This is a genomic window from Mycobacterium sp. NGS40, assembly GCF_059812735.1.
The window spans coordinates 212245-226052 of record NZ_JCALDG010000009.1 but is presented as its reverse complement, the minus strand read 5'-3'; the positions used below and the strand labels follow the sequence as shown (position 1 = coordinate 226052).

General features: G+C 63.4%; 13 protein-coding genes and 1 rRNA gene. 13 read left to right on the top strand and 1 reads right to left on the bottom strand.

What is annotated here, in order from left to right; translation table 11 throughout:
• Positions 1 to 41 precede the first annotated feature (41 nt).
• From AC5Y5O_RS16265 to AC5Y5O_RS16215, 11 genes are all read left to right on the top strand, one after another.
• Complete coding sequence (locus tag AC5Y5O_RS16265; RefSeq protein ID WP_096289567.1) at positions 42 to 1274, top strand: glycosyltransferase family 4 protein; 1233 nt, start codon at positions 42 to 44, stop codon at positions 1272 to 1274.
• 224 nt (positions 1275 to 1498) lie between these two features.
• Positions 1499 to 1963 (top strand): ATP synthase subunit I, encoded by a 465-nt coding sequence (locus AC5Y5O_RS16260; protein ID WP_090605135.1) that lies wholly within the window; start codon positions 1499 to 1501, stop codon positions 1961 to 1963.
• A complete protein-coding gene (gene atpB / locus AC5Y5O_RS16255) occupies positions 1956 to 2714 on the top strand; it encodes a F0F1 ATP synthase subunit A (RefSeq protein WP_096289566.1) in 759 nt (252 codons plus the stop codon). Before AC5Y5O_RS16260 ends, atpB begins: the two co-directional genes overlap by 8 nt.
• Before the next feature lie 84 nt (positions 2715 to 2798).
• Complete coding sequence (locus tag AC5Y5O_RS16250) at positions 2799 to 3044, top strand: F0F1 ATP synthase subunit C (RefSeq protein ID WP_090609504.1); 246 nt, start codon at positions 2799 to 2801, stop codon at positions 3042 to 3044.
• 9 nt (positions 3045 to 3053) lie between these two features.
• Positions 3054 to 3563 carry a F0F1 ATP synthase subunit B gene (locus AC5Y5O_RS16245; protein ID WP_096289565.1) on the top strand — a complete coding sequence of 170 codons (510 nt, stop codon included), beginning with the start codon at positions 3054 to 3056 and terminating at the stop codon, positions 3561 to 3563.
• A gap of 6 nt (positions 3564 to 3569) precedes the next feature.
• On the top strand, positions 3570 to 4910 hold the full coding sequence (locus AC5Y5O_RS16240) for a F0F1 ATP synthase subunit B/delta (protein WP_500025738.1): 1341 nt from the start codon (positions 3570 to 3572) through the stop codon (positions 4908 to 4910).
• 59 nt (positions 4911 to 4969) lie between these two features.
• Positions 4970 to 6637 (top strand): F0F1 ATP synthase subunit alpha, encoded by a 1668-nt coding sequence (gene atpA / locus AC5Y5O_RS16235; RefSeq protein ID WP_096289563.1) that lies wholly within the window; start codon positions 4970 to 4972, stop codon positions 6635 to 6637.
• A gap of 6 nt (positions 6638 to 6643) precedes the next feature.
• Positions 6644 to 7561, top strand: a complete 918-nt coding sequence (locus AC5Y5O_RS16230; RefSeq protein ID WP_096289562.1) for a F0F1 ATP synthase subunit gamma — start codon at positions 6644 to 6646, stop codon at positions 7559 to 7561.
• 23 nt (positions 7562 to 7584) lie between these two features.
• On the top strand, positions 7585 to 9033 hold the full coding sequence (atpD, locus tag AC5Y5O_RS16225; RefSeq protein WP_500025732.1) for a F0F1 ATP synthase subunit beta: 1449 nt from the start codon (positions 7585 to 7587) through the stop codon (positions 9031 to 9033).
• A gap of 26 nt (positions 9034 to 9059) precedes the next feature.
• A complete protein-coding gene (locus AC5Y5O_RS16220; RefSeq protein ID WP_096289560.1) occupies positions 9060 to 9425 on the top strand; it encodes a F0F1 ATP synthase subunit epsilon in 366 nt (121 codons plus the stop codon).
• Positions 9426 to 9442: 17 nt separating this feature from the next.
• Positions 9443 to 9886 carry a DUF2550 domain-containing protein gene (locus AC5Y5O_RS16215; RefSeq protein ID WP_096289559.1) on the top strand — a complete coding sequence of 148 codons (444 nt, stop codon included), beginning with the start codon at positions 9443 to 9445 and terminating at the stop codon, positions 9884 to 9886.
• Between the two features lie 25 nt (positions 9887 to 9911).
• On the opposite strand, the gene AC5Y5O_RS16210 is transcribed toward AC5Y5O_RS16215, so the two are convergent.
• Positions 9912 to 10496: a cob(I)yrinic acid a,c-diamide adenosyltransferase gene (locus AC5Y5O_RS16210; protein ID WP_096291290.1), complete on the bottom strand. Its 585-nt coding sequence runs from the start codon at positions 10494 to 10496 to the stop codon at positions 9912 to 9914.
• Positions 10497 to 10566: 70 nt separating this feature from the next.
• Between AC5Y5O_RS16210 and murA the strand changes: the two genes are divergently transcribed.
• Positions 10567 to 11820, top strand: coding sequence for a UDP-N-acetylglucosamine 1-carboxyvinyltransferase (gene murA / locus AC5Y5O_RS16205; protein ID WP_096289558.1), 1254 nt, complete (start codon positions 10567 to 10569; stop codon positions 11818 to 11820).
• 386 nt (positions 11821 to 12206) lie between these two features.
• A 16S ribosomal RNA gene (locus AC5Y5O_RS16200) occupies positions 12207 to 13725 on the top strand.
• Positions 13726 to 13808 lie beyond the last annotated feature (83 nt).

The following is a 13808-nucleotide window of genomic DNA, read 5'->3' as shown; positions in this document are numbered from 1 at the left end:
CGGCGCAGCGGTGATGAAGCGAGACCTCAGGTCTCAGGAAGGTGGCGTACGGTCTCGTGGTGTCCAGCGACCCAGCCAGCAATCTCGTCAGCCTTGCCGCTGGTCTGCACACCCTGTCCGACCGTGGCGCCGGGGTCCCGCTGCGCGAGCTGGCGTTGGTCGGACTGACCGCCGCGATCATCACCTACTTCGCGACCGGACCGGTGCGGGTGCTGGCCACTCGTTTAGGCGCGGTCGCCTACCCACGCGAACGCGATGTGCACGTCACGCCCACCCCACGCATGGGCGGGTTGGCGATGTTCGTCGGTGTTCTCTCCGCGGTGTTCCTGGCATCCGAGCTCCCGGCGCTCACCCGGGGTTTCGTCTATTCCACCGGCATGCCGGCGGTGCTGGTGGCGGGCGCGGTGATCATGGGCATCGGACTCATCGACGACCGCTGGGGCCTGGACGCCCTGACGAAATTTGCCGGCCAGATCACCGCGGCCAGCGTGCTGGTCACGATGGGTGTCGCATGGAGCGTGCTGTACATCCCGTTCGGTGGTGTCGGCACCATCGTGCTGGACCAGGCGTCGTCGATCCTGCTGACGCTGGCGCTGACGGTGTCGATTGTCAACGCGATGAACTTCGTCGACGGGCTCGACGGGCTGGCGGCCGGGCTGGGACTGATCACCGCGCTGGCGATCTGCGTGTTCTCGGTCGGTCTGCTGCGTGACCATGGCGGCGACGTGCTGTTCTATCCGCCGGCCGTCATCTCGGTCGTGCTGGCGGGGGCCTGCCTGGGCTTTCTGCCGCACAACTTCCATAAAGCCAAAATTTTCATGGGCGACTCCGGCTCGATGCTGATCGGCTTGATGCTTGCTGCCGCGTCCACCACCGCGGCCGGACCGATCTCGCAAAATGCCTACGGCGCCCGTGACGTCTTTGCTCTGCTGTCACCGTTCCTGCTGGTGGTCGCGGTGATGTTCGTGCCGATGCTCGACCTGCTGCTGGCCATCGTGCGGCGAACCCGTGCGGGCCGCAGCGCGTTCAGCCCCGACAAGATGCATCTACACCATCGGTTGCTGCAGATCGGCCATTCGCATCGCCGGGTGGTACTGCTCATCTATTTGTGGGTCGGGATCGTCGCGTTCGGCGCCGCCAGCACGATCTTCTTCAACCCGCGCGATACCGGCGCGGTGATGCTGGGCGCGATCGTGGTTGCCGGCGTCGCGACGGTGATTCCGCTCCTGCGCCGCCGCGACGATTACCCCGACGAGGACTACGACGGGCAGTAGTAGTGCCGCTGACCTTGTGGTACGGTGCTGGTAGAACCCCAAAAAGAATCTTGAGGGTTGCCGGCCAGTCGGCCCGCCGGATCGTTTTCCGACCGTGCCGATCGACGACCGACGCAGGGAGATACCCCTTGAGTGAATCCCCTGTGACGTGCGATACGCTCGGCGGGCTACCGATCAGTCGGTCGGAAGTTTTCCGCTCCGCCAATCCGGATTGAGGTGCTGCAGTGACGACACCAGCGCAGGACGCGCCGTTGGTGTTTCCGTCCGTTGCATTCAACCCGTCTCGGCTCCTGGTGGTTTGCGCTGCGATCACCGCGGTGGCGGTAGCTGGCGCCGCTTTCTCGGGTCATCTGATGGTCGGAGTGTTCTTCGGCGTCGGGCTGCTGCTGGGTTTGCTCAACGCGCTGCTGGTGCGTCGCTCCGTTGCGTCGATAACGGCGAAAGAACATCCGATGAAAAGCTCGATGGCGCTGAATTCGGCGACTCGGCTGGCGATCATCACCGTCATCGGCCTGATCATTGCTTACATTTTCCGGCCCGCCGGCTTAGGCGTGGTGTTCGGCTTGGCCCTGTTCCAGGTGGTGTTGGTGCTCTCGACCGCCCTGCCGGTCTGGAAGAAGCTGCGCGCCGGCGACTGGGCGGAGCCCGCATCCGAAGGTACCGAAAGAGGGAACACCAGCGATGAGTGAGACGAGGTTCCTGGCCGAGGGCGCGATCGAGGTCGGCGAGCACACCCACGCCACCTGGCTCGGGCTGACCGTCAACACCGACACGATCCTGTCGACCGGGATCGCCGCTCTGATCGTCCTGGCGCTCGCCTTCTACTTGCGCGCGAAGATCACCTCGACCGGGGTGCCCAGCGGAGTCCAATTGTTCTGGGAGGCCATCACGGTCCAGATGCGTGACCAGATCGAGGCGGCCGTCGGGATGCGGATCGCGCCCTTCGTCCTGCCGCTGGCGGTCACCATCTTCGTGTTCATTCTGATCTCCAACTGGCTCTCGGTGCTGCCGCTGCAGTACACCGACAAATCCGGGCGCACCACCGAGTTACTCAGCTCGGCGGCCGCGGACATCAATTACGTACTCGCACTGGCTCTTTTCGTGTTCGTCTGCTACCACGTGGCCGGTATCTGGCGCCGCGGCATCGTCGGGCACCCGCTCGCGGTGCTCAAGGGTCACGTGGCGTTCCTGGCCCCGATCAACCTCGTCGAGGAACTCGCCAAGCCGATCTCGTTGTCGCTGCGACTTTTCGGCAACATCTTCGCCGGCGGCATCTTGGTCGCGCTAATCGCGCTCTTCCCGCCCTACATCATGTGGGCGCCCAACGCGATCTGGAAAGCGTTCGACCTCTTCGTCGGCGCGATCCAGGCCTTCATCTTCTCGATCCTGACCATCCTGTACTTCAGCCAAGCCATGGAGATCGAGGATCACCATGACTGAGACCATCTTTGAATCGGCCTGAGCCACACACGATTACAGAAGCCTGGTAGACAACTACCAGTTATAAGGAGGATAAGAATGGCCCTGGACCCCCAAGTCGCTGCCGCTGCACTCATCGGCGGTGGAATCATCATGGGCGGCGGCGCAATCGGTGCCGGTATCGGTGACGGTATTGCCGGTAACGCACTGGTTGCGGGTATTGCCCGTCAGCCGGAAGCGCAAGGCCGGTTGTTCACGCCGTTCTTCATCACCGTCGGTCTGGTTGAGGCGGCGTACTTCATCAACCTGGCCTTCATGGCGCTGTTCGTCTTCGCCACCCCCGTCGGCTAGTTCGCAGTGATGGGTGACGCGAGCCGCAGCGTTCTGGCGTCCAGCCAGTTAGTAGCCGAGGGAGGCAACAACTTCCTCGTCCCCAACGGCACTTTCTTTTTCGTGCTGGCGATCTTCTTGATCGTGCTGGCCGTCATCGGCACGTTCGTCGTGCCGCCGGTCATGAAGGTGTTGCGCGAACGCGACGCGATGGTCGCCAAGACCGCCACCGACAACAAGAAGGCGAACGAGCAATTCGAGGCCGCCCAGGCGGATTACGAGAACGCCATGAGGGAAGCCCGGGTCGAGGCGTCGTCGTTGCGCGACAACGCCCGGGCGGAAGGTCGTAAGGTCGTCGAGGACGCGCGGGCCAAAGCCGAGCAACAGGTCGCTTCGACGGTGCAGACGGCAGCCGAGCAACTGAAGCGCGAAAGGGACGCTGTGGAATTGGATCTGCGTGCCAACGTGGCAACCATGTCGGCAACGTTGGCCAGTCGCATCCTCGGCGTCGACGTCACAACCACTGCCGCGACAAGGTAACTATCAATGTCGACGTTTATCGGGCAGCTGATCGGATTCGCCGCCATCGTTTTCCTGGTGGTGCGTTATGTCGTGCCGCCAGTCCGCAATTTGATGGCCGCTCGTCAGAACACGGTGCGCCAGCAATTGGAAGACGCGGCCAAGGCTGCCGACCGGCTGACGGAATCCACTACCGCCCATAGCAAGGCAGTGGAGTCCGCGAAGTCTGAAGCTGAGCACGTCGTCGAAGAAGCCAAGACCGACGCCCAGCGCATCACCGAGCAGTTGCGCGCCCAGGCTGAAGTCGAGGCCGAACGCATCACGGGACAGGGCGCTCGCCAGGTAGAGCTGCTGCGGGCCCAGCTGACCCGTCAGCTTCGCCTGGAGCTTGGACACGAATCCGTGCGCCAGGCAAAGGAATTGGTACAGACCTACGTCGCCGATGCGACGCAGCAGTCGGGCACCGTCGATCGGTTTTTGGACGAACTCGAGGCGATGGCGCCGGCGTCGGCGGAGGTCTCCTACCCGCTGATGACCAAGATGCGTTCGTCGAGTCGCGAAGCGCTGCGCAACCTGTCGGACCGGTTCACCACCATCGCCAAAGATCTTGACAAACCCGGACTTTCGAAGCTGTCCAGCGAACTGGTGTCGGTGGGCCAGCTGCTCGACGAGGAGATCGTGGTCACCCGGTACCTGACCGTGCCGGCCGAGGACGCGGCACCGCGGATCCGGCTGCTCGAACGGCTGGTGTCCGGCAAGGTCGGCGACGCCACGCTCGAGGTACTGCGGGCGGCCGTCTCGGAACGTTGGTCGGCCAACGCCGACCTGGTCGACGCGATCGAACACATGTCGCGCCAAGCGCTGCTGGAGGTTGCCGAACGCGACGGAAAGGTCGACGAGGTCGAAGACCAGTTGTTCCGGTTCTCCCGGATTCTGGACGCGCAGCCGCGGCTCTCGATTTTGTTGGGCGACTACGCCACTCCGGCCGAGAAGCGGGTGGAGTTGCTGCACAAGGTACTCGACTCCAGTGGCAGTGCGGTCAATCCGCTCGTCGTCGCGTTGCTGTCGCAGACGGTCGAGCTGCTCCGGGGTGAGCAGGCGGAAGAGGCCGTGCAGTTCCTGGCGGAAGTTGCGGTGGCTCGCCGCGGCGAGGTCGTCGCCGCGGTCCGCGCAGCCGCCGAGCTCAGCGACGCCCAGCGCACCCGTCTCACCGAAGTTCTCAGTCGTATTTACGGGCATCCGGTGACGGTTCAGCTCGAGATCGATGCCGACCTGTTGGGCGGGTTACTCATCGCTGTCGCCGACGAGGTGATCGACGGGTCGCTCTCGTCGCGTCTGGCCGCAGCCGAGGCGCAGCTACCCGACTAACCCGAATCAGCCACCACCACCCCGCGAACGCCGGAAATCAAGTAGGAAGACGAAAAGCCATGGCCGAGTTGACAATCTCCGCTGATGACATTCAGAGCGCGATCGAAGAGTACGTAGGCTCCTTCACCTCCGACAGCTCCCGCGAGGAGGTCGGCAGCGTCGTCGACGCCGGTGACGGCATCGCGCACGTCGACGGCTTGCCCTCGGTCATGACGCAGGAGCTGCTGGAGTTCTCCGGCGGTGTCCTCGGCGTCGCGCTGAACCTCGACGAGCACAGCGTCGGCGCGGTGATCCTCGGTGACTTCGAGAAGATCGAGGAAGGCCAGCAGGTCAAGCGCACCGGCGAGGTCCTCTCGGTGCCCGTCGGTGACGCGTTCCTGGGCCGGGTGGTCAACCCGCTGGGCGAGCCGATCGACGGCCAGGGCGACATCGAGACCGACACTCGTCGCGCGCTGGAAATCCAGGCGCCCTCAGTGGTTCAGCGGCAAAGCGTCAGCGAGCCGCTGCAGACCGGAATCAAGGCCATCGACGCGATGACCCCGATCGGGCGCGGCCAGCGTCAGCTGATCATCGGCGACCGCAAGACGGGCAAGACGGCGGTCTGCGTCGACACCATCCTCAACCAGCGGCAGAACTGGGAAACCGGCGACGAGAAGAAGCAGGTGCGCTGCGTCTACGTCGCTATCGGGCAGAAGGGCACCACGATCGCCTCGGTGCGTCGCGCTCTGGACGAAGGTGGCGCGATGGACTACACCACCATCGTCGCGGCGCCGGCATCCGACTCCGCCGGGTTCAAATGGCTTGCGCCGTACACCGGTTCGGCGATCGCGCAGCACTGGATGTACGACGGCAAGCACGTGCTGATCGTCTTCGACGACCTGAGCAAGCAGGCCGAGGCGTACCGCGCGATCTCGCTGCTGCTGCGCCGCCCGCCGGGCCGCGAGGCTTACCCCGGCGACGTGTTCTACCTGCACTCGCGGCTGCTCGAGCGCTGCGCCAAGCTGTCCGACGAGCTCGGTGGTGGTTCGATGACCGGCCTGCCGATCATCGAGACCAAGGCCAACGACATCTCGGCTTACATTCCCACCAACGTCATTTCGATCACCGACGGCCAGTGCTTCCTGGAATCCGACCTGTTCAACCAGGGTGTGCGCCCGGCCATCAACGTCGGTGTCTCGGTGTCCCGCGTCGGTGGCGCGGCGCAGATCAAGGCCATGAAGGAAGTGGCCGGGTCGCTGCGTCTGGACCTGTCGCAGTACCGCGAGCTGGAAGCGTTCGCCGCGTTCGCCTCCGACCTGGACGCCACCTCCAAGGCGCAGCTGGACCGCGGCGCCCGGCTGGTGGAATTGCTCAAGCAGCCGCAGTACCAGCCGTTGCCCGTTGAGGAGCAAGTGGTTTCGATTTTCCTGGGCACCGGCGGCCACCTGGACTCGGTGCCCGTCGAGGATGTCGGCCGCTTCGAAACCGAGCTGCTGGATCACATGCGGGCCTCCGAGGAGAAGTTTCTGACCGGAATCCGGGATAGCGGAAAGCTTTCCGAAGAGGCCGAGAGCCAGCTCGAGGAGATCATCAAGAAGTTCAAGAAGGGCTTCGCCGCTACGGGTGGCGGGTCGGTGGTGCCGGACGAGCACGTCGAGGCTCTCGACGAAGAGGACTTGGCCAAGGAGTCGGTCAAGGTCAACAAGCCGGCGCCGGAAGACAAGAAGAAGCAAGAGAAGAAGAAGTAGTACTCGATGGCTGCCACACTTCGCGAGTTGCGCGGACGGATCCGTTCCGCCGGTGCGATCAAGAAGATCACCAAAGCCCAGGAGCTGATCGCGACATCGCGTATCGGCAAGGCCCAGGCTCGGCTTCAGGCTGCTCGCCCCTACACCGAAGAGATCACCAATATGCTGACCACGCTGTCCAGCGAGGCAGCACTCGATCATCCGCTGCTGGTCGAACGGCCTGAGCCCAAGCGGGCCGCCGTCTTGGTGGTGTCGTCGGACCGTGGTCTGTGTGGCGCCTACAACTCCGGTGTCTTCCGCCGCGCCGAGGAGCTGTTTTCGCTCCTGCGGGAGGAAGGCAAGACTCCCGTGCTGTACGTGGTCGGCCGTAAGGCGCTGGGCTACTACAGTTTCCGCAACTGGACCATCACCGAATCGTGGACCGGCTTCTCGGAGCAACCCACGGTGGAGAAGGCCGCCGAGGTTGCCTCGACGCTGGTGGATGCGTTCATTCCCGGCAGCGAAGGCAGCGACGAGAACTCCGACGTCGAGGGTGTCGACGAGTTGCACATCGTCTACACGGAATTCAAGTCGATGCTGTCTCAGTCCACCACCGCCCACCGGATGGCGCCGATGGTCGTCGAATACGCCGAAGAACCCGAGGCGCTGCACACGCTGTATTCGTTCGAACCCGATGCGACAACACTTTTCGATGCGCTGTTGCCGCGGTATGTGACCACCCGCGTGTACACCGCGCTCCTGGAATCCGCGGCGTCGGAGCTGGCGTCGCGCCAACGGGCAATGAAGTCGGCCACCGACAACGCCGACGACTTGATCAAGGCCCTGACGCTGATGGCGAACCGCGAGCGGCAGGCCCAGATCACCCAAGAGATCAGTGAAATCGTCGGTGGCGCAAACGCGCTCGCCGACGCCCGAGCCAAATAGCACCACGAGGAAGCGAAGAGAATATGACTGCGACTGCCGAAAAGAAGAAGTCGACCAATACCGACACCAACGGCCGCGTGGTGCGGATCACCGGTCCGGTTGTCGACGTCGAGTTCCCGCGCGGCTCCGTCCCGGAGTTGTTCAACGCGCTGCACGCCGAGATCACCTTCGAGGAGCTCAAGAAGACGCTCACCCTCGAGGTCGCACAGCACCTCGGCGACAACCTGGTCCGCACCATCTCGCTGCAGCCCACCGACGGACTGGTGCGCGGCGTCGCCGTCACCGACACCGGGGCCTCGATCTCGGTCCCGGTTGGCCAGGAAGTCAAGGGCCATGTGTTCGACGCGCTGGGCCGCTGCATGGACGAGCCGGGCTACGGAGAAGACTTCGAGCACTGGTCGATTCACCGCAAGCCGCCGCCCTTCGAAGAGCTCGAGCCGCGTACCGAGATGCTCGAGACCGGCCTCAAGGTCGTCGACCTGCTGACGCCGTACGTGCGTGGCGGCAAGATCGCGCTGTTCGGCGGCGCCGGCGTGGGCAAGACGGTGCTCATCCAGGAGATGATCAACCGTATTGCCCGCAACTTCGGTGGTACTTCGGTGTTCGCCGGCGTGGGGGAGCGCACCCGTGAGGGCAACGACCTGTGGGTCGAACTCAAGGAAGCCAACGTGCTCAAGGACACCGCGCTGGTGTTCGGTCAGATGGACGAGCCGCCCGGCACCCGTATGCGGGTGGCGCTGTCGGCGCTGACGATGGCGGAGTGGTTCCGCGACGAGGCGGGCCAGGACGTGCTGCTGTTCATCGACAACATCTTCCGGTTCACGCAGGCGGGCTCCGAGGTCTCGACGCTGCTCGGTCGTATGCCGTCCGCGGTGGGTTACCAGCCCACGCTGGCCGACGAGATGGGTGAGCTGCAGGAGCGCATCACCTCGACGCGTGGTAAGTCGATCACGTCCATGCAGGCCGTCTACGTGCCCGCCGACGACTACACCGACCCGGCGCCGGCCACCACGTTCGCCCACCTGGACGCCACCACCGAGCTGTCGCGTTCGGTGTTCTCCAAGGGCATCTTCCCGGCGGTGGACCCGCTGGCGTCGAGCTCGACCATCCTCGACCCCAGTGTCGTCGGTGACGAACACTACCGGGTGGCGCAGGAAGTCATCCGAATCCTGCAGCGCTACAAGGACCTTCAGGACATCATCGCCATCCTCGGTATCGACGAGCTGTCGGAAGAGGACAAGCAGCTGGTGCAGCGGGCGCGTCGCATCGAGCGGTTCCTGTCCCAGAACATGATGGCGGCCGAGCAGTTCACCGGTCAGCCGGGTTCGACGGTCCCGCTGAAGGAGACCATCGAGTCGTTCGACCGCCTGACCAAGGGCGAGTTCGACCACGTGCCCGAGCAGGCGTTCTTCCTGATCGGTGGTCTCGACGACTTGGCCAAGAAGGCCGAGAGCCTTGGCGCCAAGCTTTAGTCGGCGATTCCGAAAGATGGTGTGACATGGCTGAATTGAACGTTGAGATCGTCGCCGTCGACCGAAAGATCTGGTCGGGTGAGGCAACGTTCTTGTTCACCCGCACCACTGTCGGCGAGATCGGTATCCTGCCGCGACACATCCCGTTGGTGGCCCAGTTGGTCGATGACGCCATGGTGCGCGTCGAGCGCGACGGCCAGGACGATCTGCGGGTAGCGGTGGACGGTGGATTTTTGTCGGTGACCGAGGAGAGCGTCACCATTCTCGCGGAGTCCGCCGAATTCGCTTCGGAGATCGACGAGGCCGCGGCCAAGCAGGATTCCGAGTCCGACGATCCTCGTGTTGCCGCCAGGGGCCGCGCCAGATTACGCGCCGTCGGCGCAATCGACTAGCCGCACAGGACGAGGCGATGAGCGCGCCCATGATTGGCATGGTCGTGCTCGTCGTCGTGCTGGGGGCGGCCGTTCTGGCCCTGAGCTACCGGCTGTGGAAGCTGCGGCAGGGCGGGACGGCCGGGATCATGCGCGACATTCCGGCGGTGGGAGGTCATGGCTGGCGGCACGGCGTGATCCGTTACCGCGGCGGCGAAGCCGCTTTCTATCGGCTATCCAGCCTGCGCCTGTGGCCGGATCGGCGGGTGTCCCGCCGGGGCGTCGAGATCGTCGCCCGGCGCGCGCCGCGCGGCGATGAATTCGACATCATGACCGACGAGATCGTGGTGCTAGAGCTGCGCGATACCACCCAGGAGCGCAGGTCGGCCTACGAACTGGCGCTCGATCAGGGCGCGTTGACCGCGTTCTTGTCGTGGCTGGAGTCTCGTCCGTCACCGCGCGCACGCCGTCGCAGCGTCTGACGAAAAGCCCGGCAGCTCAACTTGTTCAGGCGCCACCGCCTGGCTTCCCTCCTGGTTTCCAGAGCACATCGCCATCCACGTTGGCGGCCCTGGACAGGATGAAGAGCAGATCCGACAACCGATTCAGGTATTTCGCCGGCAGCACGTTGACTTCGCCGGGTGCGGAGTCGACTGCGGCCCAGGCCGATCGCTCGGCGCGACGCACCACGGTGCGGGCGACGTGCAACAGTGCTGACAACGGCGAACCTCCGGGAAGCACAAAGGAATTCAGCGCCGGCAGCGACTCGTTGTATTTGTCACACCATCCTTCGAGCCGGTCGATGTAGGACTGGGCGACGCGCAGCGGAGGGTATTTCGGGTTTTCCACCACCGGGGTCGACAGGTCCGCACCGGCGTCGAACAAATCGTTTTGGATCTGCCGCAATACGGCGGCGACTTCGGAATCTGGCCGGCCCAGCGCGATCGCGGCGCCGATCGCGGAATTGGCCTCGTCGCAGTCGGCGTATGCGACCAGGCGGGGGTCGTTTTTCGAGACGCGGGAGAAGTCGCTCAATCCCGTGGTTCCGTCGTCGCCGGTCCGGGTATAGATGCGGGTCAGATGTACTGCCATGATCAAACCGTACTCGGCGAAGTGAGTTAGCTGACTGACAAGCCGATACCCCTTCACTAGACTGACGCGGGTGGCTGAGCGATTCGTGGTAACCGGCGGTAATCGGTTGTCAGGCGAAGTCGCAGTAGGGGGCGCCAAGAACAGCGTGCTCAAGCTGATGGCCGCGACCCTGCTGGCCGAGGGCACCAGCACGATCACCAATTGCCCCGACATTCTCGATGTCCCGCTGATGGCCGAGGTGCTGCGCGGCCTGGGCGCCACCGTCGAACTCGACGGCGACGTCGCGCGCATCACCTCACCCGACGAACCCAAGTACGACGCCGACTTCGCGGCCGTGCGACAGTTCCGCGCCTCGGTCTGCGTGCTCGGGCCACTGGTCGGCCGGTGCAAGCGCGCCAGGGTGGCGCTCCCGGGCGGCGACGCGATCGGCTCGCGTCCGCTGGACATGCATCAGGCGGGCCTGCGGCAACTGGGTGCGACGTGCAATATCGAGCATGGGTGTGTGGTCGCTCACGCAGATACGTTGCGCGGCGCGGAGATTCAACTGGAATTCCCCTCGGTGGGGGCCACCGAGAACATCTTGATGGCCGCCGTGGTCGCCGAAGGTGTCACCACGATCCACAACGCCGCGCGCGAACCCGACGTCGTCGATCTCTGCACGATGCTCAACCAGATGGGCGCACGGATCGAGGGTGCGGGTTCGCCGACGATGACAATCACCGGCGTCGACCGGCTGTATCCCACCGAGCACCGGGTGATCGGGGACCGGATCGTGGCCGCCACCTGGGGGATCGCCGCCGCGATCACCCGCGGCGACATCACGGTCAGCGGTATCGATCCGGCGCACCTTCAGGTGGTGCTGCACAAACTGCATGACGCGGGTGCCACCGTCACGCAGACAGACAACAGTTTTCGCGTGACGCAGTACGAGCGTCCGAAGGCGATGAACGTTGCGACGTTGCCGTTTCCCGGTTTCCCGACGGATCTGCAACCGATGGCGATCGCGCTGGCATCGATCGCCGATGGCACCTCGATGATCACGGAGAACGTGTTCGAGGCGCGCTTCCGATTCGTCGAAGAAATGATCCGGCTGGGCGCCGACGCGCGCACCGACGGCCACCACGCCGTGGTCCGGGGCCTGCCGCAACTTTCCAGCGCACCGGTCTGGTGTTCGGATATTCGCGCAGGTGCCGGCCTGGTATTGGCCGGCCTCGTCGCCGACGGTGACACCGAGGTCCACGACGTCTTTCACATCGATCGCGGCTACCCGTTGTTCGTCGAAAACCTGGCGATTTTGGGAGCGGAGATCGAGCGGGTACAGTAACCAAAGTCAGTGCCCCACAGGCGCGGTCACCACTCGAAGGAGACCGAGACCGGGGCTTGACTCCCTCGCCGGATTGGTACTAACCTGGCACGGCTGCCCTCGCAGCGATCACCACGATCGCAAGAAATTGGGGGTTGACGCCTCTGCCGGATCTGTATTAAGCTGGCAGGGTTGCCCCGAAGCGGGCGAGAAAAGCAAGAAAAGTGTTGTTTGAGAACTCAATAGTGTGTTTGGTGTTTTTGTTTGTTGTTGTTTTTTGACCACTCCCAAAACACTCCCCGTGTGATAGGGATGTGGTCGTTTATTTTGATGCCAGTTATATGGCGTCTTTTTGTTAGGTCAGATTTTCTCTGATTCGAAATTCACCTCGCTTGTCGAGGAGTTTTTGTTTGGAGAGTTTGATCCTGGCTCAGGACGAACGCTGGCGGCGTGCTTAACACATGCAAGTCGAACGGAAAGGCCTCTTCGGAGGTACTCGAGTGGCGAACGGGTGAGTAACACGTGGGTAATCTGCCCTGCACTTCGGGATAAGCCTGGGAAACTGGGTCTAATACCGGATAGGACCTTTTGGCGCATGCCTTTTGGTGGAAAGCTTTTGCGGTGTGGGATGGGCCCGCGGCCTATCAGCTTGTTGGTGGGGTGACGGCCTACCAAGGCGACGACGGGTAGCCGGCCTGAGAGGGTGTCCGGCCACACTGGGACTGAGATACGGCCCAGACTCCTACGGGAGGCAGCAGTGGGGAATATTGCACAATGGGCGCAAGCCTGATGCAGCGACGCCGCGTGGGGGATGACGGCCTTCGGGTTGTAAACCTCTTTCAGCAGGGACGAAGCGCAAGTGACGGTACCTGCAGAAGAAGCACCGGCCAACTACGTGCCAGCAGCCGCGGTAATACGTAGGGTGCGAGCGTTGTCCGGAATTACTGGGCGTAAAGAGCTCGTAGGTGGTTTGTCGCGTTGTTCGTGAAAACCGGGGGCTTAACCCTCGGCGTGCGGGCGATACGGGCAGACTGGAGTACTGCAGGGGAGACTGGAATTCCTGGTGTAGCGGTGGAATGCGCAGATATCAGGAGGAACACCGGTGGCGAAGGCGGGTCTCTGGGCAGTAACTGACGCTGAGGAGCGAAAGCGTGGGGAGCGAACAGGATTAGATACCCTGGTAGTCCACGCCGTAAACGGTGGGTACTAGGTGTGGGTTTCCTTCCTTGGAATCCGTGCCGTAGCTAACGCATTAAGTACCCCGCCTGGGGAGTACGGCCGCAAGGCTAAAACTCAAAGGAATTGACGGGGGCCCGCACAAGCGGCGGAGCATGTGGATTAATTCGATGCAACGCGAAGAACCTTACCTGGGTTTGACATGCACAGGACGCCGGCAGAGATGTCGGTTCCCTTGTGGCCTGTGTGCAGGTGGTGCATGGCTGTCGTCAGCTCGTGTCGTGAGATGTTGGGTTAAGTCCCGCAACGAGCGCAACCCTTGTCTCATGTTGCCAGCGCGTAATGGCGGGGACTCGTGAGAGACTGCCGGGGTCAACTCGGAGGAAGGTGGGGATGACGTCAAGTCATCATGCCCCTTATGTCCAGGGCTTCACACATGCTACAATGGCCGGTACAAAGGGCTGCGATGCCGTAAGGTTAAGCGAATCCTTTTAAAGCCGGTCTCAGTTCGGATCGGGGTCTGCAACTCGACCCCGTGAAGTCGGAGTCGCTAGTAATCGCAGATCAGCAACGCTGCGGTGAATACGTTCCCGGGCCTTGTACACACCGCCCGTCACGTCATGAAAGTCGGTAACACCCGAAGCCAGTGGCCTAACCTTTTGGAGGGAGCTGTCGAAGGTGGGATCGGCGATTGGGACGAAGTCGTAACAAGGTAGCCGTACCGGAAGGTGCGGCTGGATCACCTCCTTTCTAAGGAGCACCACGAGAAACACTCCAATTGGTGGAGTGTGAGCCGTGAGGGGTTCTCGTCTGTAGTGGACGGGAGCCGGGTG

Bases quoted from the DNA above. Each gene is read 5' to 3' on its own strand.
- atpB (WP_096289566.1), top strand. From the start codon at position 1,956: ATGAGTGAGACGAGGTTCCTGGCCGAGGGCGCGATCGAGGTCGGCGAG.
- AC5Y5O_RS16245 (WP_096289565.1), top strand. From the start codon at position 3,054: ATGGGTGACGCGAGCCGCAGCGTTCTGGCGTCCAGCCAGTTAGTAGCC.
- AC5Y5O_RS16240 (WP_500025738.1), top strand. From the start codon at position 3,570: ATGTCGACGTTTATCGGGCAGCTGATCGGATTCGCCGCCATCGTTTTC.
- atpA (WP_096289563.1), top strand. From the start codon at position 4,970: ATGGCCGAGTTGACAATCTCCGCTGATGACATTCAGAGCGCGATCGAA.
- AC5Y5O_RS16230 (WP_096289562.1), top strand. From the start codon at position 6,644: ATGGCTGCCACACTTCGCGAGTTGCGCGGACGGATCCGTTCCGCCGGT.
- atpD (WP_500025732.1), top strand. From the start codon at position 7,585: ATGACTGCGACTGCCGAAAAGAAGAAGTCGACCAATACCGACACCAAC.
- AC5Y5O_RS16220 (WP_096289560.1), top strand. From the start codon at position 9,060: ATGGCTGAATTGAACGTTGAGATCGTCGCCGTCGACCGAAAGATCTGG.
- AC5Y5O_RS16215 (WP_096289559.1), top strand. From the start codon at position 9,443: ATGAGCGCGCCCATGATTGGCATGGTCGTGCTCGTCGTCGTGCTGGGG.
- AC5Y5O_RS16210 (WP_096291290.1), bottom strand. From the start codon at position 10,496: ATGGCAGTACATCTGACCCGCATCTATACCCGGACCGGCGACGACGGA.